The sequence below is a fragment of the Streptomyces sp. 63XJN7_1_ISO-PGPR-S23-121 genome (genome assembly GCF_056173025.1).
This window is the reverse complement of the sequence record NZ_CM149653.1, coordinates 5,302,090-5,324,556: the sequence shown is the minus strand read 5'-3', so window position 1 is coordinate 5,324,556 and position 22,467 is coordinate 5,302,090. Positions and strand designations below refer to the sequence as shown.

15 protein-coding genes, 3 rRNA genes and 1 riboswitch are annotated in these 22,467 nt (G+C 67.6%); of the genes, 14 read left to right on the top strand and 4 right to left on the bottom strand.

Features of this window, described 5'->3' with window-relative positions; genetic code table 11:
- Nucleotides 1-18 precede the first annotated feature (18 nt).
- Both ptsP and AC0VYN_RS23630 read right to left on the bottom strand, forming a co-directional pair.
- Nucleotides 19-1,689: a phosphoenolpyruvate--protein phosphotransferase gene (ptsP, locus tag AC0VYN_RS23635; RefSeq protein ID WP_475532600.1), complete on the bottom strand. Its 1,671-nt coding sequence runs from the start codon at nucleotides 1,687-1,689 to the stop codon at nucleotides 19-21.
- A 77-nt stretch (nucleotides 1,690-1,766) separates the two neighbouring features.
- The gene (locus AC0VYN_RS23630; protein ID WP_475532599.1) at nucleotides 1,767-2,216 is read right to left on the bottom strand and encodes a PTS sugar transporter subunit IIA; all 450 of its coding nucleotides are present in this window, start codon (nucleotides 2,214-2,216) and stop codon (nucleotides 1,767-1,769) included.
- 570 nt (nucleotides 2,217-2,786) lie between these two features.
- Here AC0VYN_RS23630 and AC0VYN_RS23625 point away from each other — a divergent pair.
- The 13 genes from AC0VYN_RS23625 to AC0VYN_RS23565 all read left to right on the top strand — a co-directional run bounded on the left by AC0VYN_RS23625 (nucleotide 2,787) and on the right by AC0VYN_RS23565 (nucleotide 18,219).
- A 16S ribosomal RNA gene (locus AC0VYN_RS23625) occupies nucleotides 2,787-4,312 on the top strand.
- A 309-nt stretch (nucleotides 4,313-4,621) separates the two neighbouring features.
- A 23S ribosomal RNA gene (locus AC0VYN_RS23620) occupies nucleotides 4,622-7,742 on the top strand.
- Between the two features lie 87 nt (nucleotides 7,743-7,829).
- Nucleotides 7,830-7,946, top strand: a 5S ribosomal RNA gene (rrf, locus tag AC0VYN_RS23615).
- The 16S, 23S and 5S rRNA genes sit together here, the layout of an rRNA operon.
- Nucleotides 7,947-8,055: 109 nt before the next feature.
- Nucleotides 8,056-8,664 (top strand): cardiolipin synthase ClsA, encoded by a 609-nt coding sequence (gene clsA / locus AC0VYN_RS23610; protein WP_475532598.1) that lies wholly within the window; start codon nucleotides 8,056-8,058, stop codon nucleotides 8,662-8,664.
- Between the two features lie 110 nt (nucleotides 8,665-8,774).
- The gene (locus tag AC0VYN_RS23605; protein ID WP_475532597.1) at nucleotides 8,775-11,270 is read left to right on the top strand and encodes a sugar phosphate nucleotidyltransferase; all 2,496 of its coding nucleotides are present in this window, start codon (nucleotides 8,775-8,777) and stop codon (nucleotides 11,268-11,270) included.
- Nucleotides 11,271-11,367: 97 nt separating this feature from the next.
- On the top strand, nucleotides 11,368-12,270 hold the full coding sequence (locus AC0VYN_RS23600) for a DUF881 domain-containing protein (RefSeq protein ID WP_475532596.1): 903 nt from the start codon (nucleotides 11,368-11,370) through the stop codon (nucleotides 12,268-12,270).
- Complete coding sequence (locus AC0VYN_RS23595; RefSeq protein ID WP_003977440.1) at nucleotides 12,267-12,599, top strand: small basic family protein; 333 nt, start codon at nucleotides 12,267-12,269, stop codon at nucleotides 12,597-12,599. The genes AC0VYN_RS23600 and AC0VYN_RS23595 overlap by 4 nt, the downstream gene beginning before the upstream one ends.
- 5 nt (nucleotides 12,600-12,604) lie before the next feature.
- Nucleotides 12,605-13,459, top strand: coding sequence for a DUF881 domain-containing protein (locus tag AC0VYN_RS23590; protein ID WP_475532595.1), 855 nt, complete (start codon nucleotides 12,605-12,607; stop codon nucleotides 13,457-13,459).
- 460 nt (nucleotides 13,460-13,919) lie between these two features.
- Nucleotides 13,920-14,456, top strand: a complete 537-nt coding sequence (locus tag AC0VYN_RS23585) for an FHA domain-containing protein (protein ID WP_385472299.1) — start codon at nucleotides 13,920-13,922, stop codon at nucleotides 14,454-14,456.
- A 41-nt stretch (nucleotides 14,457-14,497) separates the two neighbouring features.
- Entirely contained in the window at nucleotides 14,498-15,235 is a 738-nt protein-coding gene (gene ftsR / locus AC0VYN_RS23580; RefSeq protein ID WP_475532594.1) for a transcriptional regulator FtsR, read from the top strand.
- Between the two features lie 84 nt (nucleotides 15,236-15,319).
- On the top strand, nucleotides 15,320-15,793 hold the full coding sequence (locus tag AC0VYN_RS23575) for a bifunctional nuclease family protein (RefSeq protein ID WP_109294339.1): 474 nt from the start codon (nucleotides 15,320-15,322) through the stop codon (nucleotides 15,791-15,793).
- 193 nt (nucleotides 15,794-15,986) lie between these two features.
- Nucleotides 15,987-16,670, top strand: a complete 684-nt coding sequence (locus tag AC0VYN_RS23570) for a MerR family transcriptional regulator (protein ID WP_475532593.1) — start codon at nucleotides 15,987-15,989, stop codon at nucleotides 16,668-16,670.
- Nucleotides 16,671-16,734: 64 nt separating this feature from the next.
- Nucleotides 16,735-18,219, top strand: coding sequence for a DNA polymerase IV (locus AC0VYN_RS23565; protein ID WP_475532592.1), 1,485 nt, complete (start codon nucleotides 16,735-16,737; stop codon nucleotides 18,217-18,219).
- A gap of 82 nt (nucleotides 18,220-18,301) precedes the next feature.
- Here AC0VYN_RS23565 and AC0VYN_RS23560 read toward each other — a convergent pair whose 3' ends face one another.
- Nucleotides 18,302-18,679, bottom strand: coding sequence for a PRC-barrel domain-containing protein (locus AC0VYN_RS23560; RefSeq protein ID WP_385472035.1), 378 nt, complete (start codon nucleotides 18,677-18,679; stop codon nucleotides 18,302-18,304).
- Between the two features lie 146 nt (nucleotides 18,680-18,825).
- A riboswitch (glycine riboswitch) is annotated at nucleotides 18,826-18,921 on the top strand.
- Between the two features lie 173 nt (nucleotides 18,922-19,094).
- Here AC0VYN_RS23560 and gcvP point away from each other — a divergent pair.
- Complete coding sequence (gcvP, locus tag AC0VYN_RS23555) at nucleotides 19,095-21,980, top strand: aminomethyl-transferring glycine dehydrogenase (protein ID WP_475532591.1); 2,886 nt, start codon at nucleotides 19,095-19,097, stop codon at nucleotides 21,978-21,980.
- A 44-nt stretch (nucleotides 21,981-22,024) separates the two neighbouring features.
- On the opposite strand, the gene AC0VYN_RS23550 is transcribed toward gcvP, so the two are convergent.
- Nucleotides 22,025-22,453 carry a TOBE domain-containing protein gene (locus AC0VYN_RS23550; RefSeq protein WP_475532590.1) on the bottom strand — a complete coding sequence of 143 codons (429 nt, stop codon included), beginning with the start codon at nucleotides 22,451-22,453 and terminating at the stop codon, nucleotides 22,025-22,027.
- Nucleotides 22,454-22,467 lie beyond the last annotated feature (14 nt).

Genomic DNA, 22,467 nt, shown 5'->3' with positions numbered 1-22,467 from the left:
CAGTGGCTTCGGCAGTCCCTACTCGCCCGACAGCACCGCCTGAGCCGCGTTGCGCGCCTCCTCGGCACTGTCCGCCGCACGGGCGGCCGCCGCGGCCCGCTCGCACTGCGCCAACGTGAACTTCGCCAGCGTCGCCCGTACATAGGGGAGCGACGCCGCACCCATGGAGAGAGAGGTGACGCCCAGACCGGTCAGCACGCAGGCGAGCAGCGGGTCCGACGCGGCCTCACCGCAGACACCGCAGCTCTTGCCCTCGGCCTTCGCCGCTTCGGCGGCCAGCGCGACCAGGTCGAGCAGCGCGGGCTGCCACGGATCCTGCAGACGCGACACCGCACCCACCTGACGGTCGGCGGCGAAGGTGTACTGCGCGAGGTCGTTCGTCCCCAACGAGAGGAACTCGACCTCCTGCAGGATCGAGCGCGCCCGCAGTGCGGCGGACGGAATCTCGACCATCGCACCGAACTTCGCCCGCAGCCCGGCCTCACGGCAGGCGTCCGCGAAGGCCTTGGCGTCCGCCCGGTCCGCCACCATCGGGGCCATGACCTCGAGGTGGACCGGCAGCCCCTCCGCGGCCTTCGCCAGCGCCGTCAGCTGAGTCCGCAGCACCTCGGGGTGGTCGAGCAGCGTCCGCAGACCCCGCACGCCCAGCGCCGGGTTCGGCTCGTCGGCCGGGGTGAGGAAGGACAGCGGCTTGTCCGCGCCGGCGTCCAGCACCCGCACGACGACCCGGCCCTCCGGGAACGCCTCCAGCACCTGCCGGTACGCGGTGACCTGCTTCTCCTCGGACGGCGCGTTCTCGCTGTCGTCCAGGAAGAGGAACTCGGTACGGAACAGGCCGACGCCCTCCGCCCCCGCCTCCACCGCGGCGGGCACGTCGGCGGGACCACCGACGTTGGCCAGCAACGGCACCTTGTGACCGTCGGACGTCGCCCCCGGCCCGGTCGAGGCGGCCAGCGCGGCCTTGCGCTCGGCGGCCTCCGCCTCCATCCGCGCCTTCTTCTCCGCGCTGGGGTTCACGAAGATCTCGCCGGTGCTGCCGTCCACCGCGATCACGGTGCCCTCGGGAAGCTCGCCGGCCCCCGGCAGCGCCACCACGGCCGGCACGCCCAGTGCCCGCGCCAGGATCGCGCTGTGGCTGGTGGGCCCGCCCTCCTCGGTGACGAAGCCGAGCACCAGTGTCGGATCGAGCAACGCCGTGTCGGCGGGCGCCAGGTCACGCGCGATGAGCACGTAGGGCTCGTCGCTGTCCGGCACGCCCGGCATCGGCACCCCGAGCAGCCGGGCGACGATACGGTTCCGCACGTCGTCGAGGTCCGCGACCCGGCCGGCCAGGTACTCCCCGGCACCGGCCAGCAGGGCGCGGTAGGCCGCGAAGGCGTCGTACACAGCGCGCTCGGCCGTGCTGCCGACGACGATCCGCCGTTCCACGTCCGCCATCAGCTCGGGGTCCTGGGCCATCATGGCCTGCGCCTCGAGCACCGCCTGGGCCTCGCCCCCCGCCAGATTGCCGCGCGCCGTCAGGTCGGCCGCCACAGCCTCCACGGCCTTGCGGGCGCGCCCCTGCTCGCGCTCCGCGTCCTCCGCCGGAATCTGCTTGGCAGGCGGCTCGAGCACCGCCGTCCCCATGTGCCGAACCTCGCCGATCGCCACACCGTGGCTCACACCGACGCCTCGCAGCGTTGTCTCCATCTCACCCGTCCCGATAATGCGGCGGGTCCCGCCGCCGCGGTGGTTGTCCTACCAGCCGTCGTACGACGGCGTTGCCGTCACTTCCAGAGGAAGAGGCTCTCGCCGGCCTTCACTTCGCCGTCCTCGCGGAGATCCGTGAGCGCCTCGGCCGTCGCCTCGAGGGCCACGACCGGACAGACCGGTGACTTGCCGGCGGCCTCGACGGCCGTCGGGTCCCAGCGCACCACGGCCTGACCGCGCACGACGGTGTCGCCCTTGTTCACCAGCAGCTCGAAGCCCTCGCCGTTGAGCTGCACGGTGTCGATGCCGAGATGGGTCAGCACACCGTGACCACTGTCGTCGACCACGACGAACGCGTGCGGGTGCAGAGACACGATGACCCCGTCCACGGGAGAGACGGCCTCGGAGGGCTCCCGAACGGGGTCGATGGCGGTACCCGGGCCGACCATGGCCCCGGAGAAGACCGGATCCGGCACTGCGGCCAGTCCGATGGCGCGTCCGGCAAGCGGGGACGAGACAGTGGTCATGGGAAGCCTCCCGGTGGTGGAGATCTGTACGGGCCGTCACTGCCTGTCCCGGACGGCACACTGTGCAGCAGCGTATGTCATAGGAAGTACCGGTTCCGCACGGATGTTCCGAATAGAGGTCTAGACCACAGTCGCCAGTGATTTGCACCCGTTCCGAGGGCCCGTGTACAGTCGTCACTCCTGCCAGAGGTTGAGCGACACCAACTCGGTGTGCTCGTTCGGCAGGCACCCAACTCTTCAGATCCTATCTCTGGGTCGCCTTCTGCATGCCCGCAGGACGGTGGTCAGAGGGACCGGAAAAGCCTGATAGTGTTGGAAACACCGAAGGGAAGCGCCCGGAGGAAAGCCCGAGAGGGTGAGTACAAAGGAAGCGTCCGTTCCTTGAGAACTCAACAGCGTGCCAAAAGTCAACGCCAGATATGTTGATACCCCGTCTCCGGCCGTCAGGCTGGGACGAGGTTCCTTTGAAAAAACACAGCGAGGACGCTGTGAACGGTCGGATCATTCCTCCGACTGTTCCGCTCCCGTGTGTGTCGCACCGGCGGTGTTAATTCACTGGCCGAGTAAACATTCACGGAGAGTTTGATCCTGGCTCAGGACGAACGCTGGCGGCGTGCTTAACACATGCAAGTCGAACGATGAACCACTTCGGTGGGGATTAGTGGCGAACGGGTGAGTAACACGTGGGCAATCTGCCCTGCACTCTGGGACAAGCCCTGGAAACGGGGTCTAATACCGGATACTGACCGTCACAGGCATCTGTGACGTTCGAAAGCTCCGGCGGTGCAGGATGAGCCCGCGGCCTATCAGCTTGTTGGTGAGGTAATGGCTCACCAAGGCGACGACGGGTAGCCGGCCTGAGAGGGCGACCGGCCACACTGGGACTGAGACACGGCCCAGACTCCTACGGGAGGCAGCAGTGGGGAATATTGCACAATGGGCGAAAGCCTGATGCAGCGACGCCGCGTGAGGGATGACGGCCTTCGGGTTGTAAACCTCTTTCAGCAGGGAAGAAGCGAAAGTGACGGTACCTGCAGAAGAAGCGCCGGCTAACTACGTGCCAGCAGCCGCGGTAATACGTAGGGCGCAAGCGTTGTCCGGAATTATTGGGCGTAAAGAGCTCGTAGGCGGCTTGTCACGTCGGTTGTGAAAGCCCGGGGCTTAACCCCGGGTCTGCAGTCGATACGGGCAGGCTAGAGTTCGGTAGGGGAGATCGGAATTCCTGGTGTAGCGGTGAAATGCGCAGATATCAGGAGGAACACCGGTGGCGAAGGCGGATCTCTGGGCCGATACTGACGCTGAGGAGCGAAAGCGTGGGGAGCGAACAGGATTAGATACCCTGGTAGTCCACGCCGTAAACGGTGGGCACTAGGTGTGGGCAACATTCCACGTTGTCCGTGCCGCAGCTAACGCATTAAGTGCCCCGCCTGGGGAGTACGGCCGCAAGGCTAAAACTCAAAGGAATTGACGGGGGCCCGCACAAGCGGCGGAGCATGTGGCTTAATTCGACGCAACGCGAAGAACCTTACCAAGGCTTGACATACACCGGAAAGCATTAGAGATAGTGCCCCCCTTGTGGTCGGTGTACAGGTGGTGCATGGCTGTCGTCAGCTCGTGTCGTGAGATGTTGGGTTAAGTCCCGCAACGAGCGCAACCCTTGTCCCGTGTTGCCAGCAGGCCCTTGTGGTGCTGGGGACTCACGGGAGACCGCCGGGGTCAACTCGGAGGAAGGTGGGGACGACGTCAAGTCATCATGCCCCTTATGTCTTGGGCTGCACACGTGCTACAATGGCCGGTACAATGAGCTGCGATACCGCGAGGTGGAGCGAATCTCAAAAAGCCGGTCTCAGTTCGGATTGGGGTCTGCAACTCGACCCCATGAAGTCGGAGTCGCTAGTAATCGCAGATCAGCATTGCTGCGGTGAATACGTTCCCGGGCCTTGTACACACCGCCCGTCACGTCACGAAAGTCGGTAACACCCGAAGCCGGTGGCCCAACCCCTTGTGGGAGGGAGCTGTCGAAGGTGGGACTGGCGATTGGGACGAAGTCGTAACAAGGTAGCCGTACCGGAAGGTGCGGCTGGATCACCTCCTTTCTAAGGAGCACTTCTTACCGAGTCCTTCGGGGTGAGGTCAGAGGCCAGTACATCAGCGAATGTCTGATGCTGGTTGCTCATGGGTGGAACGTTGACTACTCGGCACACTTGACCAGCTCGGTCTCCTAGTACTGCTTCGGCGTGGAACGGGATCGGGTGGCGAGGGTGTCGGGCACGCTGTTGGGTGTCTGAGGGCACGGCCGTATGGCTGGGTCTTCGGTGCCGGCCCCAGTGCACTCGGGATGTTGTCCCGGGGTGATGGGTGGTTGGTCGTTGTTTGAGAACTGCACAGTGGACGCGAGCATCTGTGGCCAAGTTTTTAAGGGCGCACGGTGGATGCCTTGGCACCAGGAACCGATGAAGGACGTGGGAGGCCACGATAGTCCCCGGGGAGTCGTCAACCAGACTTTGATCCGGGGGTTTCCGAATGGGGAAACCCGGCAGTCGTCATGGGCTGTCACCCGCTGCTGAACACATAGGCAGTGTGGAGGGAACGCGGGGAAGTGAAACATCTCAGTACCCGCAGGAAGAGAAAACAACCGTGATTCCGGGAGTAGTGGCGAGCGAAACCGGATGAGGCCAAACCTACGACGTGTGAGACCCGGCAGGGGTTGCGTCGTGGGGGTTGTGGGATCTCTCTTCTGTCGTCTGCCGGCGACAGGACGAGTCAGAAACCGTTGATGTAGGCGAAGGACATGCGAAAGGTCCGGCGTAGAGGGTAAGACCCCCGTAGTCGAAACATCAGCGGCTCGTTTGAGAGACACCCAAGTAGCACGGGGCCCGAGAAATCCCGTGTGAATCTGGCGGGACCACCCGCTAAGCCTAAATATTCCCTGGTGACCGATAGCGGATAGTACCGTGAGGGAATGGTGAAAAGTACCGCGGGAGCGGAGTGAAATAGTACCTGAAACCGTGTGCCTACAAGCCGTGGGAGCGTCGGACATCAGCTTGCTGATGTCTCGTGACTGCGTGCCTTTTGAAGAATGAGCCTGCGAGTTTGCGGTGTGTTGCGAGGTTAACCCGAGTGGGGAAGCCGTAGCGAAAGCGAGTCCGAACAGGGCGTTTCAGTAGCACGCTCAAGACCCGAAGCGGAGTGATCTAGCCATGGGCAGGTTGAAGCGGAGGTAAGACTTCGTGGAGGACCGAACCCACCAGGGTTGAAAACCTGGGGGATGACCTGTGGTTAGGGGTGAAAGGCCAATCAAACTCCGTGATAGCTGGTTCTCCCCGAAATGCATTTAGGTGCAGCGTCGTGTGTTTCTTGCCGGAGGTAGAGCACTGGATAGGCGATGGGCCCTACCGGGTTACTGACCTTAGCCAAACTCCGAATGCCGGTAAGTGAGAGCACGGCAGTGAGACTGTGGGGGATAAGCTCCATGGTCGAGAGGGAAACAGCCCAGAGCATCGACTAAGGCCCCTAAGCGTACGCTAAGTGGGAAAGGATGTGGAGTCGCACAGACAACCAGGAGGTTGGCTTAGAAGCAGCCACCCTTGAAAGAGTGCGTAATAGCTCACTGGTCTAGTGATTCCGCGCCGACAATGTAGCGGGGCTCAAGCGTACCGCCGAAGTCGTGTCATTGCAGCATGTAGCCCCAACGGGCGCTGTGATGGGTAGGGGAGCGTCGTCTGCCGGGTGAAGCAGCACCGGAAGGTAGTTGTGGACGGTTGACGAGTGAGAATGCAGGCATGAGTAGCGATACAAACGTGAGAAACGTTTGCGCCGATTGACTAAGGGTTCCTGGGTCAAGCTGATCTGCCCAGGGTAAGTCGGGACCTAAGGCGAGGCCGACAGGCGTAGTCGATGGATAACCGGTTGATATTCCGGTACCCGCTGTGAAGCGTCAAACATCGAGCATCGTGATGCTAAGGCCGTGAAGCCGTTCCGGACCCTTCGGGGAAAGGAAAGTGGTGGAGCCGCCGAACCAAGCGGTTAGTAGGTGAGTGATGGGGTGACGCAGGAAGGTAGTCCATCCCGGGCGGTGGTTGTCCCGGGGTAAGGGTGTAGGCCGTGCGATAGGCAAATCCGTCGCACTTGTGGCTGAGACCTGATGCCGAGCCGATTGTGGTGAAGTGGATGATCCTATGCTGTCGAGAAAAGCCTCTAGCGAGTTTCATGGCGGCCCGTACCCTAAACCGACTCAGGTGGTCAGGTAGAGAATACCGAGGCGTTCGGGTGAACTATGGTTAAGGAACTCGGCAAAATGCCCCCGTAACTTCGGGAGAAGGGGGGCCACGTCTGGTGACGAGTCTTGCACTCTGAGCTGGGTGTGGCCGCAGAGACCAGCGAGAAGCGACTGTTTACTAAAAACACAGGTCCGTGCGAAGCCGTAAGGCGATGTATACGGACTGACGCCTGCCCGGTGCTGGAACGTTAAGGGGACCGGTTAGCTTGGATTCGTCCAGGCGAAGCTGAGAACTTAAGCGCCAGTAAACGGCGGTGGTAACTATAACCATCCTAAGGTAGCGAAATTCCTTGTCGGGTAAGTTCCGACCTGCACGAATGGCGTAACGACTTCTCGACTGTCTCAACCATAGGCCCGGTGAAATTGCACTACGAGTAAAGATGCTCGTTTCGCGCAGCAGGACGGAAAGACCCCGGGACCTTTACTACAGTTTGATATTGGTGTTCGGTTCGGCTTGTGTAGGATAGCTGGGAGACTTTGAAGTCCATACGCCAGTATGGGTGGAGTCGTCGTTGAAATACCAGTCTGGTCGTGCTGGATGTCTAACCTGGGTCCGTGATCCGGATCAGGGACAGTGTCTGATGGGTAGTTTAACTGGGGCGGTTGCCTCCTAAAGAGTAACGGAGGCGCCCAAAGGTTCCCTCAGCCTGGTTGGCAATCAGGTGTTGAGTGTAAGTGCACAAGGGAGCTTGACTGTGAGACCGACGGGTCGAGCAGGGACGAAAGTCGGGACTAGTGATCCGGCGGTGGCTTGTGGAAGCGCCGTCGCTCAACGGATAAAAGGTACCCCGGGGATAACAGGCTGATCTTCCCCAAGAGTCCATATCGACGGGATGGTTTGGCACCTCGATGTCGGCTCGTCGCATCCTGGGGCTGGAGTCGGTCCCAAGGGTTGGGCTGTTCGCCCATTAAAGCGGTACGCGAGCTGGGTTTAGAACGTCGTGAGACAGTTCGGTCCCTATCCGCTGTGCGCGTAGGAGTCTTGAGAAGGGCTGTCCCTAGTACGAGAGGACCGGGACGGACGAACCTCTGGTGTGCCAGTTGTCCTGCCAAGGGCATGGCTGGTTGGCTACGTTCGGGAGGGATAACCGCTGAAAGCATCTAAGCGGGAAGCCTGCTTCGAGATGAGGACTCCCACCCACTTGATGGGGTAAGGCTCCCAGTAGACGACTGGGTTGATAGGCCGGATCTGGAAGCACCGTGAGGTGTGGAGGTGACCGGTACTAATAGGCCGAGGGCTTGTCCTCAGTTGCTCGCGTCCACTGTGTTGGTTCTGAAACCACGAACAACCCGTCCCCGGTCACAGGGGCGGCTGGTTGTCTTTTTCATAGTGTTTCGGTGGTCATAGCGTTAGGGAAACGCCCGGTTACATTCCGAACCCGGAAGCTAAGCCTTTCAGCGCCGATGGTACTGCAGGGGGGACCCTGTGGGAGAGTAGGACGCCGCCGAACTCCTTTTAGAGCTCTGGCTCTTGGGCACACAGCCCAAGAGCCAGAGCTTTTTTGCGTTGAGGTAGGGTCGGGGAGCATCATTGGCTCGTTTCTTCCAGGAGGCCCCCGCGTGGAGGTCCAGGAGACCCGCGTGCAGACCGACCGGGTCCTCACCATCCCGAACATCCTCAGCATGGCACGCCTCGCCGGCGTGCCGCTCTTCCTGTGGTTGATCCTCCGGCCCGAGTTCGGCGGCCCACAGAGCGACGGCTGGGCGCTGTTGGTACTGGCCCTCAGCGGAGTCAGTGACTACCTGGACGGAAAGCTCGCGCGTCGCTGGAACCAGATCAGCAGCCTCGGCCGGCTCCTGGACCCCGCGGCCGACCGGCTCTACATTCTGTCCACCCTGGTGGGCCTCACCTGGCGGGAGATCCTCCCGCTCTGGCTGACCCTCGTACTGCTCGCCCGCGAAGCGGTCCTGCTCGTGATGGTCGGCGTCCTCCGCCGCCACGGCTATCCGCCGCCGCAGGTGAACTTCCTGGGGAAGGCCGCCACGTTCAACCTCATGTACGCCTTCCCCCTGCTGCTGCTCAGTGACGGCAGCGGATGGATCGCGTCACTCGCCGCCGTTTTCGGATGGGCGTTCGCCGGATGGGGTACAACCCTGTACTGGTGGGCAGGTGTTCTCTATGTGGTTCAGGTCCGCCGCTTGGTTCGTGCGGACACCCTGACCGATTGAACTCGCCCCTTGTGCGGCCTCCGCCCGGATGGCCCGCGCCGCAAAAGTGCGGCACGCTGGACGGGTGAAGTCGGTCAGACCTTCATCTCTTAGAGGAGGACGCTTCCGACATGAAGGCCGTCGTGATGGCCGGAGGCGAAGGCACACGCCTTCGCCCGATGACCTCGAGCATGCCCAAGCCGCTCCTGCCGGTGGCCAACCGGCCGATCATGGAGCACGTTCTGAGGCTGCTCAAAAGGCATGGGCTCAACGAGACGGTCGTCACCGTGCAGTTTCTGGCCTCGCTGGTCAAGAACTACTTCGGTGACGGCGAAGAGCTCGGAATGGAGCTCACCTATGCTAACGAGGAGAAGCCACTCGGTACCGCCGGAAGCGTCAAGAACGCCGAGGAGGCGTTGAAGGACGATGCCTTCCTCGTAATTTCCGGTGATGCCCTGACCGACTTCGACCTCACCGACCTGATCAACTTCCACAAGGAAAAGGGCGCGCTCGTCACCGTGTGTCTGACACGCGTGCCCAATCCGCTGGAATTCGGCATCACCATCGTCGACGAAGAGGGCAAGGTCGAGCGCTTCCTCGAGAAGCCGACCTGGGGCCAGGTCTTCTCGGACACCGTGAACACCGGCATCTACGTCATGGAGCCCGAGGTCTTCGACTACGTCGACCCCGACGTGCCCGTCGACTGGTCCGGCGACGTCTTCCCGCAGCTGATGAAGGAAGGCAAGCCGGTCTACGGCTACGTCGCCGAAGGCTACTGGGAGGACGTCGGCACGCACGAGAGCTACGTCAAGGCCCAGGCCGACGTCCTCGAGGGCAAGGTCGACGTCGACATCGACGGCTTCGAGATCTCCCCCGGCGTATGGGTGGCCGAAGGCGCCGAAGTGCACCCCGACGCCGTGCTTCGCGGCCCGCTCTACATCGGCGACTACGCCAAGGTCGAAGCCGGCGCCGAGATCCGTGAGCACACGGTCGTCGGCTCCAACGTCGTCGTCAAGAGCGGAGCCTTCCTGCACAAAGCCGTCGTCCACGACAACGTGTACGTCGGACCCCACAGCAACCTGCGGGGCTGCGTCGTCGGCAAGAACACCGACATCATGCGCGCCGCGCGGATCGAGGACGGCGCGGTCATCGGCGACGAGTGCCTGGTCGGTGAGGAATCGATCGTCCAGGGCAACGTGCGGGTGTACCCGTTCAAGACGGTCGAGGCCGGTGCCTTCGTCAACACCTCGGTCATCTGGGAGTCGCGGGGACAGGCCCACCTCTTCGGTGCCCGCGGTGTGTCCGGCATCCTCAACGTGGAGATCACACCGGAACTGGCCGTGCGGCTGGCCGGCGCCTACGCGACCACGCTGAAGAAGGGATCCACCGTCACCACGGCCCGCGACCACTCCCGCGGTGCCCGTGCGCTGAAGCGGGCGGTGATCTCCGCGCTGCAGGCCAGCGCCATGGACGTACGCGACCTGGAGAACGTGCCGCTGCCCGTGGCGCGGCAGCAGACCGCGCGCGGCAGCGCCGGCGGCATCATGATCCGGACCACGCCCGGAGTCCCGGACTCCGTGGACATCATGTTCTTCGACGGACAGGGTGCCGACCTCTCGCAGGGCAGCCAGCGGAAGCTGGACCGGGTGTTCGCGCGGCAGGAGTACCGGCGCGCGTTCCCCGGTGAGATCGGAGACCTGCACTTCCCGTCCAGCGTCTTCGACTCGTACACCGGGTCGCTGCTGCGGAACGTGGACACCACCGGGATCGCCGAGTCCGGACTCAAGGTGGTCGTGGACGCCTCCAACGGCAGCGCCGGGCTCGTCCTGCCCAGCCTGCTCGGCAAGCTCGGCGTCGACTCGCTGACCATCAACCCCGGTCTCGACGAGTCCCGGCCGACCGAGTCGGAGGACATGCGGCGCTCGGGGCTGGTGCGCCTCGGAGAGATCGTGGCGTCCTCGCGCGCCGCGTTCGGCGTGCGCTTCGACCCGGTCGGTGAGCGGCTCTCGCTCGTCGACGAGAAGGGCCGCATCATCGAGGACGACCGGGCCCTGCTGGTCATGCTCGACCTCATCGCCGCCGAGCGGCGCAGCGGTCGGGTCGCCCTGCCCGTCACGACCACCAGGATCGCCGAGCAGGTGGCGGCGTACCACGGCACCCAGGTCGAATGGACGACGACCTCGCCGGACGACCTCACCCGGGTCGGCGGTGAGGAAGGCACGATCTTCGGCGGCGACGGCAAGGGCGGCTTCATCGTCCCGGAGTTCAGCAGCGTCTACGACGGCACGGCGGCCTTCGTGCGGCTGATCGGCCTGGTGGCGCGGACGCAGCTCACCCTCAGCCAGATCGACGCACGTATCCCGCGGGCCCACGTCCTCAAGCGGGACCTGGCCACCCCGTGGGCCGTCAAGGGGCTGGTGATGCGGCGCGTCGTCGAGGCGGCCGGAGACCGCTTCGTGGACACCACCGACGGAGTCCGCGTCGTGGAGACCGACGGGCGCTGGGTGATGGTGCTGCCCGACCCGGCCGAAGCCGTCACCCATCTGTGGGCCGAGGGGCCGGACGACGCCTCCGCGCAGGCGCTGCTCGACGAGTGGTCCGCGGTGGTGGACAGCGCGGGCCGGTAAACACACCGCACGCGTGCGTGCCGGACAAGTGTCCCCAAAGGGGCCTGTCCGGCACGCCGGTGGGGCCATTCGGAGGTAGTGGCCGTGGCGTGCGACGATGTGCGGCATGCCGCAGCAACCCCCCGTTCGGAGCACAGCCACGCGGCCCGCACGCCCGGACGCGTCCATGTCGTTGCTCACCAACGTGATGGACCACAGTCTCGACGACGGATACGCCGAGGCCGCCGCGCGGAAGAAGGCCGAGGGCGCCGGTGGACTGCCCAGGACGCTCCGCGCCAAGCTCGCACTGGCGGCAGGACTGGTACTCGCCGCCCTGGTGGTCACGGTCGGAGCGGCGCAGGCACGCGTCGCGGCCCCCGTCGTCGCCAAGGAACGCGAGGAGCTGATCGACCGCGTCGAGAGCCAGACCTCGGCGGCCGACAAGCTCGAGGAGAACGTCGACAAGCTGCGCGACGACGTCAACGCGCGGCAGCGCGAGGCGCTCGAGAAGAGCGGCGGCGGCGACCGCGCCGACCTCGTGGGCGTCCTGGCCGGCGCGGTCGAGGTGCACGGCCCCGGTGTGAAGCTCGTGGTGGACGACGCCAAGGCGGCCGACAGCGGCGACGGCCGGCCGCGCGGCGCCTCCGGATTCTCCGACACCGGCCGGGTACGTGACCGGGACATGCAGCGCGTGGTCAACGGGCTGTGGGAGTCGGGGGCCGAGGCGATCTCCATCAACGGTCAGCGGCTGACCGCGCTGTCGGCGATCCGTGCCGCGGGAGACGCGATACTGGTCGACAACAGGCCGCTCGTGCCGCCGTACACGGTGCTCGCGGTGGGGGACGGCAAGCAGCTGAGCAATAAGTTCCAGGACAGCGCGGACGGGCTGTACCTGCACGCCCTGCAGGAGAGCTACGGCATCCGGACCGCCATCTCCGTGGCGGACGACCTCCGGCTCCCGGCCGCACCGAGTGTGATCGTACGAACAGCACAACCGATATCCGAGAAGGGCACATCGTGATCGCCGTACTGGGCCTCGTCGTGGGAGTCGTGGCCGGCCTCTTGGTCCGGCCCGAGGTGCCGGCCGCCGTCGAGCCTTACCTGCCGATCGCCGTCGTGGCGGCGCTCGACGCCGTCTTCGGCGGCCTGCGGGCCATGCTCGACGGCATCTTCGACGACAAGGTCTTCGTGGTGTCGTTCCTGTCGAACGTGGTCGTGGCCGCACTGATCGTGTTCCTGGGCGACAAGCTGGGCGTGGGGGCGCAGCTGTCCACCGGCGTCGTCGTCGTCCTGGGCATCCGCATCTTCTCCAACGCCGCGGCGATCCGCCGGCACGTGTTCCGGGCGTGACACCGATGAGCGACCACGACGAACAGCCCACGCACACGCTGCGCCGGGAACTGCCCGAGGAGGTGCCGGCGAAGGACTCTCCCGCCGCGCCCGCCGGGGACGCCCCGCAGGAGGAGCGGACGGAGACGCGGACCGGACTCACCGGCCGGCAGCGGCTGGTGAAGGGGCTGTGGCCCCCGCGCGTCACCCGGGCGCAACTCATCGTCGCACTGCTGCTGTCCGGCCTGGGTTTCGGCCTCGCGGTCCAGGTCGCGTCGAACAGCGACAGCGACAGCGCGCTGCGCGGCGCCCGGCAGGAAGATCTTGTTCGCATCCTCGATGAACTGGACGACCGGACTCAGCGTCTAGAAGACGAGAAGCAGGGCCTCGAGAAGCAGCGCGACGAGCTGGAGAACAGCTCCGACCAGGCGGAGGAGGCCCGTAAGCAGACGCTGGAGAAGGAGCGGCAGCTCGGCATCCTCGCGGGCACCGTGGCCGCGCAGGGGCCGGGTATCACGGTGACGATCGAGGACACGAAGGGAACGGTCGAGGCGGACATGCTGCTCGACGCGGTCCAGGAACTGCGCGCGGCGGGGGCGGAGGCGATCCAGGTGAACGGTGTACGGGTCGTCGCCGGTACCTACCTCACCGACGCCGACAAGAGCGTGAGCGTCGACGGGAACAAGATCGACGCGCCCTATCGTTTCCAGGTCATCGGCAAGCCGCAGGACCTCGAACCGGCGCTCAACATCCCTGGAGGCGTGGTGCAGACTCTGGAGAAGGAACAGGCCACCGTTACTGTTGAGCGGTCGAGCAAGATCGTCGTGGACGCCTTGCGAGCGGCGAAGCGGCCTGACTACGCTCGGTCGTCCTCCCAGTGAACCGGCGGTGCATGGGGGGCATCCGGCGAGGGCAAGAGGTTGCGGGGGGTCGGCGCACCGATTGGGTGGTGCGTGGTGGAAACTGTCCGGTGGAGACGGACGTTGTGAAGGTGTCCGGGTCGGCCAGTAGGTTCAGTCAGGGTTCGTCCTGCCCCACGGGCGGGTCTGTTTCGGTCAAGGGGAATCGCCCGTGAAGTTGTTTGCGAAGTTGTTCGGCAAGAGCGCGCGAGAAGGCAGCGACAACGCGACCGCTCGCCATCGCGCCCAGCCCGACGCGGAAGGCTCACGCCCGATGTTCCGGGACCAGGTGGCCGGCCCGGGTGGCGGCTTTCCCGGTGGCCAGGGCGCGCCGTCCGTTGACCCCGCGCAGTCCGGCGGCATAGGTTTCGGGCAACCGCCGGCCCCGGGTGCTGGCGGAGGGTACGCCCCGGCGGGGCAGCCGCGGCAGGAGGATCCGTCCATGTCGGCCCTGGTGTGTACGAGGTGCGGCAACCGCAACGCGGAGAACAGCCGCTTCTGCTCGAACTGCGGCGCCCCGCTGCGTCCCGGCGCGGTACCGGAGCGGGCGTCCGAGACGACCTCGACGATCTCCATCTCCGGCCTCGAGGCGTACGACGCCGAGATGACCGGTCAGACGGCGGTGCCGGCGCTCTCTCCCGAGGCGCAGGCGGCCGTGGACGCGCTGCCGCTGGGTTCGGCGCTCCTGGTCGTGCGCCGCGGCCCGAACTCGGGCAGCCGCTTCCTGCTGGACGGTGAGCTGACCACGGCCGGGCGCCACCCGCAGAGCGACATCTTCCTGGACGACGTGACGGTCTCCCGCCGGCACGTGGAGTTCCGCCGTGTCCCGGACGGCTCGTTCACGGTCGCCGACGTCGGCAGCCTGAACGGCACGTACGTGAACCGTGAGCGGATCGACCAGGTCGCGCTGTCCAACGGCGACGAGGTGCAGATCGGTAAGTACCGGCTGGTCTTCTACGCGAGCCAGCGGGGCTACTGACCGGCCCCGGACTCGTTCCGGGGGAGTCCCAGGGAAGGTCCATGCTTCGAACACCGAGTGGCGGTGCCGGCCCCGGCACCGCCGCCACGGACAAGGGGCTGCTGAGTATCGGCTCGGTGCTGAACACGCTCCGCGACGAGTTCCCCGACATCACCATCTCCAAGATCCGTTTCCTGGAGGCCGAGGGCCTGGTCGAGCCGCGGCGTACCCCGGCGGGGTACCGCAAGTTCAGCCCTCACGACGTCGAGCGTCTCGGTCATGTCCTGCGTATGCAGAGGGACCACTACCTGCCGCTCAAGGTGATCCGCGAGCACCTGGACGCCATGGAGCGCGGTGAGGCGGTGCGGCTGCCGACCCTGGGCCGGCAGCGCGACGGGGAGGCCGTGCCGGAACCCGACGAGGCGCCCACTGCGGCCCGGATCGGACGGGACGAGCTGCTCGCCGCCGCCGGTATCGGCGAGCAGGAGCTGGCGGAATGGGAGTCGTACGGGCTGGTCGCTCCACTGGCCGACGGCGCCTACGACGCCGAGGCGGTCACCGTCGCCTCCCTCGTGGTCGAGCTGGGACGGTTCGGGATCGAGCCGCGCCACCTGCGGCTGATGAAGGCCGCCGCCGACCGGGAGGCCGGGCTCGTGGACCAGGTGGTGGCCCCGCTCAGACGCCACCGCAACCCGCAGACCAGGGCACATGCCGAAGCCCGCACCAAGGAACTGGCCGGGCTGGCGGTGAAGCTGCACGCGGCCCTGGTGCAGACGGCCCTCGGGGTGCGGCTGTCCTGAAACGGGGCCCGTGAGGGACCCGTATCGCCCACCCGTTCCCGGCCCGACTACCCAAACGTCCCGAGCACGGCCTAGGGTTGCTGTGTGAACGAGCTCGATGTCGTAGGTGTCCGGGTCGAGATGCCCTCCAACCAACCGATCGTGCTGCTGCGCGAAGTGGGAGGCGACCGCTACCTCCCCATCTGGATCGGGCCGGGAGAGGCGACGGCCATCGCCTTCGCCCAGCAGGGCATGGCCCCCGCGCGGCCGCTGACCCACGACCTGTTCAAGGACGTGCTGGAGGCCGTCGGCCAGGAGCTCACGGAAGTTCGCATCACGGACCTCCGCGAGGGGGTCTTCTATGCCGAGCTGGTCTTCGCCAGCGGCGTCGAGGTGAGCGCCAGGCCGTCCGACGCCATAGCGCTGGCACTGCGCACCGGAACGCCGATCTACGGCAGCGACGGGGTGCTCGACGACGCGGGCATCGCCATCCCGGACGAGCAGGAGGACGAGGTGGAGAAGTTCCGCGAGTTCCTCGACCAGATCTCGCCGGAGGACTTCGGCAGCAGCAACCAGTAGTCCCGCACCGGGCCGGAACGGCGACGGCGTCGTAGGGCCCCCTCCGAGCACATTCGGCTAGCCTTTCCCCGCGACGGGGCACGCGAAACCACTCTTAGGGTGATTATCACTCGGCGTGCCGAGTGTGGCGATCGTTGACGCACCCTTGGTGACTGCCTACCGTCGAGGAGGCAGGTCAAGGACGGAGGTCGGCGTGGGAATGAGCGGCGACAGTACGGCCGGGGGTGGCCCCGGACGAGGCCTCGGGGTGGGCGGCTCGTACCCTTCCCCGAGTTCTCGGCTCCGCTCGAGCGGGGGATACCCCCAGCCCGGTGGCACGGCCGAGCACGCTCCGCAGCGGCCTGCGGCCGTGCCGGGCAGCGGAGGGGCGGCGTCCATGGCGTCCGAGCAGATCGGCTACCGCGGGCCGACGGCCTGCGCCGCCGCGGGCATCACCTACCGGCAGCTCGACTACTGGGCCCGTACGGGCCTCGTGGAGCCGAGCGTGCGGCCCGCCCACGGGTCCGGCACCCAGCGCCTCTACAGCTTCCGCGACGTCGTCGTGCTGAAGATCGTGAAGCGGTTCCTCGACACCGGGGTGTCGCTGCAGAACATCCGGACCGCCGTCCAGCACCTGAGGGAGTGCGGCTTCCGCGACCTGGAGCGCATGACGCTGATGAGCGACGGCGCCACGGTCTACGAGTGCACGTCGCCCGACGAGGTCCACGCCCTGCTCCAGGGCGGCCAGGGCATCTTCGGGATCGCCGTCGGCGTGGTGTGGCGGGACGTCGAGGGCGCTCTGTCCCAGCTCCACGGCGAACGGATCGACACGGGGGAGACGCTGGTCGGGCCCAACCCCGCGGACGAACTGGCGCGACGCCGCAACCGGGCGGTCTGAGGACGCACCGGGCCCGCGGGACACCGACGGCGGATTGTCAGTGGCGTAGGGCAGCATCGGAGATGTGAGAACCGCGCCCACGATCCTGCATCTCGACATGGATGCCTTCTTCGCCTCGGTGGAGCAGGCGTCCAAGCCGAGCCTGCGCGGGAAGGCCGTCGTGGTGGGTGGTCTGGGGCCGCGAGGAGTGGTCGCCACGGCCTCCTACGAGGCGCGGGTCTTCGGCGTCCACTCCGCGATGCCCATGGGCCAGGCCCGGCGCCTTGCGCCCAACGCCGCTTATCTCGTCCCGCGCTTCGAGCTGTACCGGTCGATCAGCCAGCAGGTCATGCGGCTGCTGCGGGCCCTGTCGCCATTGGTGGAGCCGCTGAGCCTGGACGAGGCGTTCGTGGACCTGGAGGCCGGCGGGACGGCCTGGGACGCCGACTCGGCGCGACTGGCCGGGGCGAATCTGCGCGCGGACATCCGGGCCGTCACCGGCCTCACCGGTTCGGTCGGGCTGGCCGCCTCCAAGATGCTCGCCAAGATCGCCTCGGAGGAGGCCAAGCCGGACGGGCTGGTGCTCATCGAACCCGGGACCGAGCGGGCCATGCTCGGACCGAAGTCCGTCCGGATCCTCCCCGGGGTGGGACCGGCCACGGGAGACCATCTGCGCCGGGCCGGCATCACGACGGTGGAGGAAATCGCCGAGGCGGGCGAGGACGAGCTGGTGCGGCTGCTCGGCAAGGCGCACGGGCACGCCCTGTACGCGATGGCGCTGGCGCGCGACGACCGGCCCGTGGTGGCCGAGCGGGAGACCAAGTCGGTGTCGGTGGAGGACACGTACGACGTGGACATCCACGACCGGGTGCGGGTCGGTGTGGAGGTGGGGCGGCTGGCCGACCGGTGCGTGCGGCGGCTGCGCGGGTCCGGGCTGTCCGGCCGGACCATCGTGCTCAAGGTCCGGCGGTACGACTTCTCCACGCTGACGCGCTCGGAGACCCTGCGCGGGCCCACGGACGACCCGGCGGTGGTGCGGGAGGCGGCGGCCCGGCTGCTGGACTCCGTGGACACCACGGGCGGTGTACGGCTGCTCGGGGTCGGCGTCAGCGGCCTCGCCGACTACACGCAGGAGGACCTGTTCGCGCAGGCGGCGGGCGAGCGGGCCGAGGAACTCCCGGAGGCGCCGCGCGAGGAGCCCGCTCAGGAGCACCGGCAGGCCCCCGCCGAGCGTCACTGGCCCTCGGGTCACGACGTGCGGCACACGGAGCTCGGGCACGGGTGGGTGCAGGGCAGTGGCCTGGGGCGGGTCACGGTGCGCTTCGAGACGCCGTACTCCGTACCAGGCCGGGTGCGCACCTTCCCCGTCGACGATCCCCGCCTGACACCGGCCGAGCCGCTGCCGCTGGTCGCGTCCCCGCCGCCCGGCCCGGGGGAGGACGGGGGGACGCCGGACGCCGCCGGGGAGGGGGCCGCGGACCCGGCGGCGTCCGGCGCCACCGCCCCGGGTCCGGCAGTCCCGCCGGCGGGGGAGGTGTCCGGCCGGGGTGTCGCCGGCGCGGCGCCGTGACCTGCGGAGCGGTGCGCGTGGAGGACGCCCGGGGACGCCGTGCCCCGCGGCCGGGGCGCGGCCGGCGCCGGAGGCAGGTGGCTCAGCCCTCCTCGTTGCCCGTGCCGGCCAGCTTGCCGAAGTCGTGGTCGGGGAGCGGAGGCGCGGCGGCCACGTCGAGCCCGTAGTGGTGGTAGAGCTGGAGCTCCTGTTCCGGTGAGAGATGGCGGCCGACGCCGAAGTCGGGGGCCTCCTTGATCAGGGACCGGTCGAAGGGCACGTGCAGCGTTCCCTCGACCAGCTCGCTGGGCTCGAGCGGCACGAAAGCGTCCCTGCTGAACAGCCCGGTGCGGATGGCGGCCCACTCGGGGACGCCGGTGGCATCGTCGAGGTAGACCTCGTCGACGGTGCCGATCCTGGTGCCTTTGCGGTCGAACGCCTTGCGGCCTATCAGACTGCGCGGATCGATCTCGGTACGCACGGGCCCTCCACTTGGTCGCACACCATCCGGCGAATCATGCGTCAGTACAACAAAAAGCCACTTTGGGGCGAGCGGCCACTCGAAGGTGCGCTCAGTCACTCGAAGACCTGTGCGTCCGCCTCGCTGGTAGGCTGGCAGACGGCTGCTGACCCCGTGCGGGAGAGTCCTCCAGACATCATCGGAGGCGCCGAAGGAGCAAATCCTCCCCGGAATCTCTCAGGCCCACGTACCGCACGGACGAGGTCACTCTGGAAAGCAGAGCGGGTGCCGCGGCCTCCGCTCTCACCGACGGTGAAAGCCGGCAGCCCTCGGGCGGCCCGGTGAAGCTCTCAGGTCGAGATGACAGAGGGGGAGGCCGTCCGGGCACCCGCGCCGTGGTGCCCCTCGAAGGTCGTCAGACCAGGAGGCCTCCGCAATGACAGCCCCTCGCATTCCGCTCTCCGAGCTCGAACAGGCAGCACCCTTCGAGCAGCGCCACATCGGCCCCGACCACGAGGCCCGGGCCAAGATGCTCGCGCAGGTCGGCTACGGCTCGCTCGACGAGCTGACGGCCGCCGCGGTACCGGATGTGATCAAGAACGCCGACGCGCTGGACCTGCCCGGCGCCCGTTCCGAGGCCGAGGTACTGGCCGAGCTGCGCTCGCTGGCCGACCGCAACCAGGTCCTGGACTCCATGATCGGCCTGGGCTACTACGGCACCTTCACCCCGCCGGTCATCCTGCGCAACGTCATGGAGAACCCGGCCTGGTACACCGCGTACACGCCCTACCAGCCGGAGATCTCCCAGGGCCGCCTGGAGGCCCTGCTGAACTTCCAGACCATGGTCGCCGACCTCACCGGCCTGCCGACCTCCGGCGCCTCGCTGCTCGACGAGGGCACCGCCGCCGCCGAGGCGATGGCCCTGTCCCGGCGCATGGGCAAGAACAAGAAGGGCCTCTTCCTGGTCGACGCGGACGCGCTGCCGCAGACCATCGCCGTGATCCGGACGCGCGCCGAGCCGACCGGCGTCGAGGTCGTCGTCGCCGACCTGAGCGACGGCATCCCCGCCGAGGTCGCCGAGCGGGAGATCAACGGCGTCCTGATCCAGTACCCGGGTGCCTCCGGTGCCGTCCGCGACATCAAGCCGGTCGTCGACCGGGCGCACGAGCTCGGCGCCCTCGTCACCGTCGCCGCCGACCTGCTCGCCCTCACGCTGCTCACCTCGCCCGGCGAGCTGGGCGCGGACATCGCCGTCGGCACCACCCAGCGCTTCGGTGTGCCGATGGGCTTCGGCGGACCGCACGCCGGTTACATGGCCGTCCACGAGAAGTTCGCGCGCAGCCTGCCCGGCCGCCTCGTGGGCGTGTCCGTGGACGCCGACGGCAACAAGGCATACCGCCTCGCCCTGCAGACCCGCGAGCAGCACATCCGCCGCGAGAAGGCGACCAGCAACATCTGCACCGCGCAGGTGCTGCTCGCCGTCATGGCCGGCATGTACGCCGTGTACCACGGGCCGGACGGGCTGCGGGCCATCGCGCGCCGCACCCACCGGTACGCCTCGGTCACCGCCGCGGGTCTGGCGGCCGGCGGCGTCGAGATCGTGCACGGTGCCTACTTCGACACGGTCACCGCGCGGGTGCCCGGCCGGGCCGGCGAGATCGTGCACGCCGCCCGCGAGAACGGCATCAACCTGCGCCTCGTCGACGCCGACCACGTGTCGTTCGCCTGCGACGAGACCACCACGCGCGCCCAGGTCGGCGGCGTGTGGAACGCGTTCGGCGTCGAGGGCGACGTGGCGGCCCTGGACGCGAGCGCCGGGGACGCCCTGCCCGAGGCGCGTCTGCGCACCGACGACTTCCTGACCCACCCCGTCTTCCACGCGCACCGCTCCGAGACCGCGATGCTGCGCTACCTGCGCCGCCTCGCCGACCGCGACTACGCGCTGGACCGCGGCATGATCCCGCTGGGCTCCTGCACCATGAAGCTCAACGCGACCACAGAGATGGAGCCGGTCACCTGGTCCGAGTTCGGGCAGCTGCACCCCTTCGCGCCCGCCGAGCAGGCGCAGGGCTACCTCACCCTCATCCGCGAGCTCGAGGAACGCCTCGCCGAGGTCACCGGGTACGACAAGGTGTCGCTCCAGCCGAACGCCGGGTCGCAGGGCGAGTTCGCCGGACTGCTCGCCGTCCGCGGCTACCACCGCGCCAACGGCGACGACCAGCGCACCGTCTGCCTCATCCCGTCCTCCGCGCACGGCACCAACGCGGCGAGCGCCGTCATGGCCGGCATGAAGGTCGTCGTCGTCAGGACCGCCGAGGACGGCGAGATCGACGTCGAGGACCTGCGCGCCAAGATCGAGAAGCACCGCGACGAGCTGGCCGTGCTGATGATCACGTACCCCTCGACGCACGGCGTCTTCGAGGAGCACGTCGCCGACATCTGCGCCCAGGTGCACGACGCCGGCGGCCAGGTCTACGTGGACGGAGCCAACCTCAACGCCCTGGTCGGCCTCGCCAAGCCCGGCCACTTCGGCGGCGACGTCTCGCACCTGAACCTGCACAAGACGTTCTGCATCCCGCACGGCGGCGGCGGCCCCGGCGTCGGCCCCGTGGCCGTGCGCTCCCACCTGGCGCCGTACCTGCCCAACCACCCTCTGCAGCCCGCGGCCGGTCCGCAGACCGGCGTCGGCCCGATCTCGGCGGCGCCGTGGGGATCGGCCGGCATCCTGCCGATCTCCTGGTCGTACGTCCGGCTGATGGGCGGCGAGGGCCTCAAGCGCGCCACCCAGGTGGCCGTGCTGTCCGCCAACTACATCGCCAAGCGCCTGGAGCCGCACTTCCCGGTGCTGTACACCGGCCCGAACGGGCTGGTCGCGCACGAGTGCATCGTCGACCTGCGTCCGCTGACCAAGGCGACGGGCGTGAGCGTGGACGACGTCGCCAAGCGGCTGATCGACTACGGCTTCCACGCGCCGACGATGTCCTTCCCGGTGGCCGGCACGCTGATGATCGAGCCCACCGAGTCCGAGGACCTGGCCGAGCTGGACCGGTTCTGCGACGCGATGATCGCCATCCGGGCGGAGATCGAGAAGGTCGGATCCGGCGCCTGGCCCGCGGAGGACAACCCGCTGCGGGGCGCTCCGCACACCGCCGGTGCGCTGGGCGGCGAGTGGGACCACGCGTACACGCGCGAGGAGGCCGTGTTCCCGGCCGGCGTGTCGGTGGCCGACAAGTACTGGCCGCCGGTGCGTCGCATCGACCAGGCCTTCGGCGACCGCAACCTCGTCTGCTCCTGCCCGCCGCTGGACGCCTACGCGGACTGACCGGCCCGCGACCGAAGGCCTCGCCCCTGCCCGGGGCGGGGCCTTCAGCCTTGCCGGGCCTTCGCGAGCGCGACCTCGGTCGACTTGACCAGGGCGATCACGTCGGAGCCCACGAAGAGCCCCAGATCCTCGACCGCTTCCCTCGTGATCACGGCGGTGAGCTCGGCGTCGCCCATGGCGATGCGGACGGCCGCCATGACCTCGCCGAGGGTGAGCCGGGTGACCGTGCCGGGCAGCCGGTTGCGGATCGACAGGCCCTCGGCCTCATGGGTGGCGAGAGAGACCTCCGTCGACTTCACCAGGACGAGGACGGCCGCTCCGGCGCTCAGGGCGAGGTCCTCGGCGGCCTCCCGGGTGACGGCCGCCGTGAGGTCCTGCCCTCCGGTCAGCCGGACGCCGACCGTGGCCATGGCCTCGCCCGGGGTGACGCCGGTGACGGTGCCGGGGAGCTGGTTGCGGATGCTCAGGCTCATGGGGGCACCGTAGC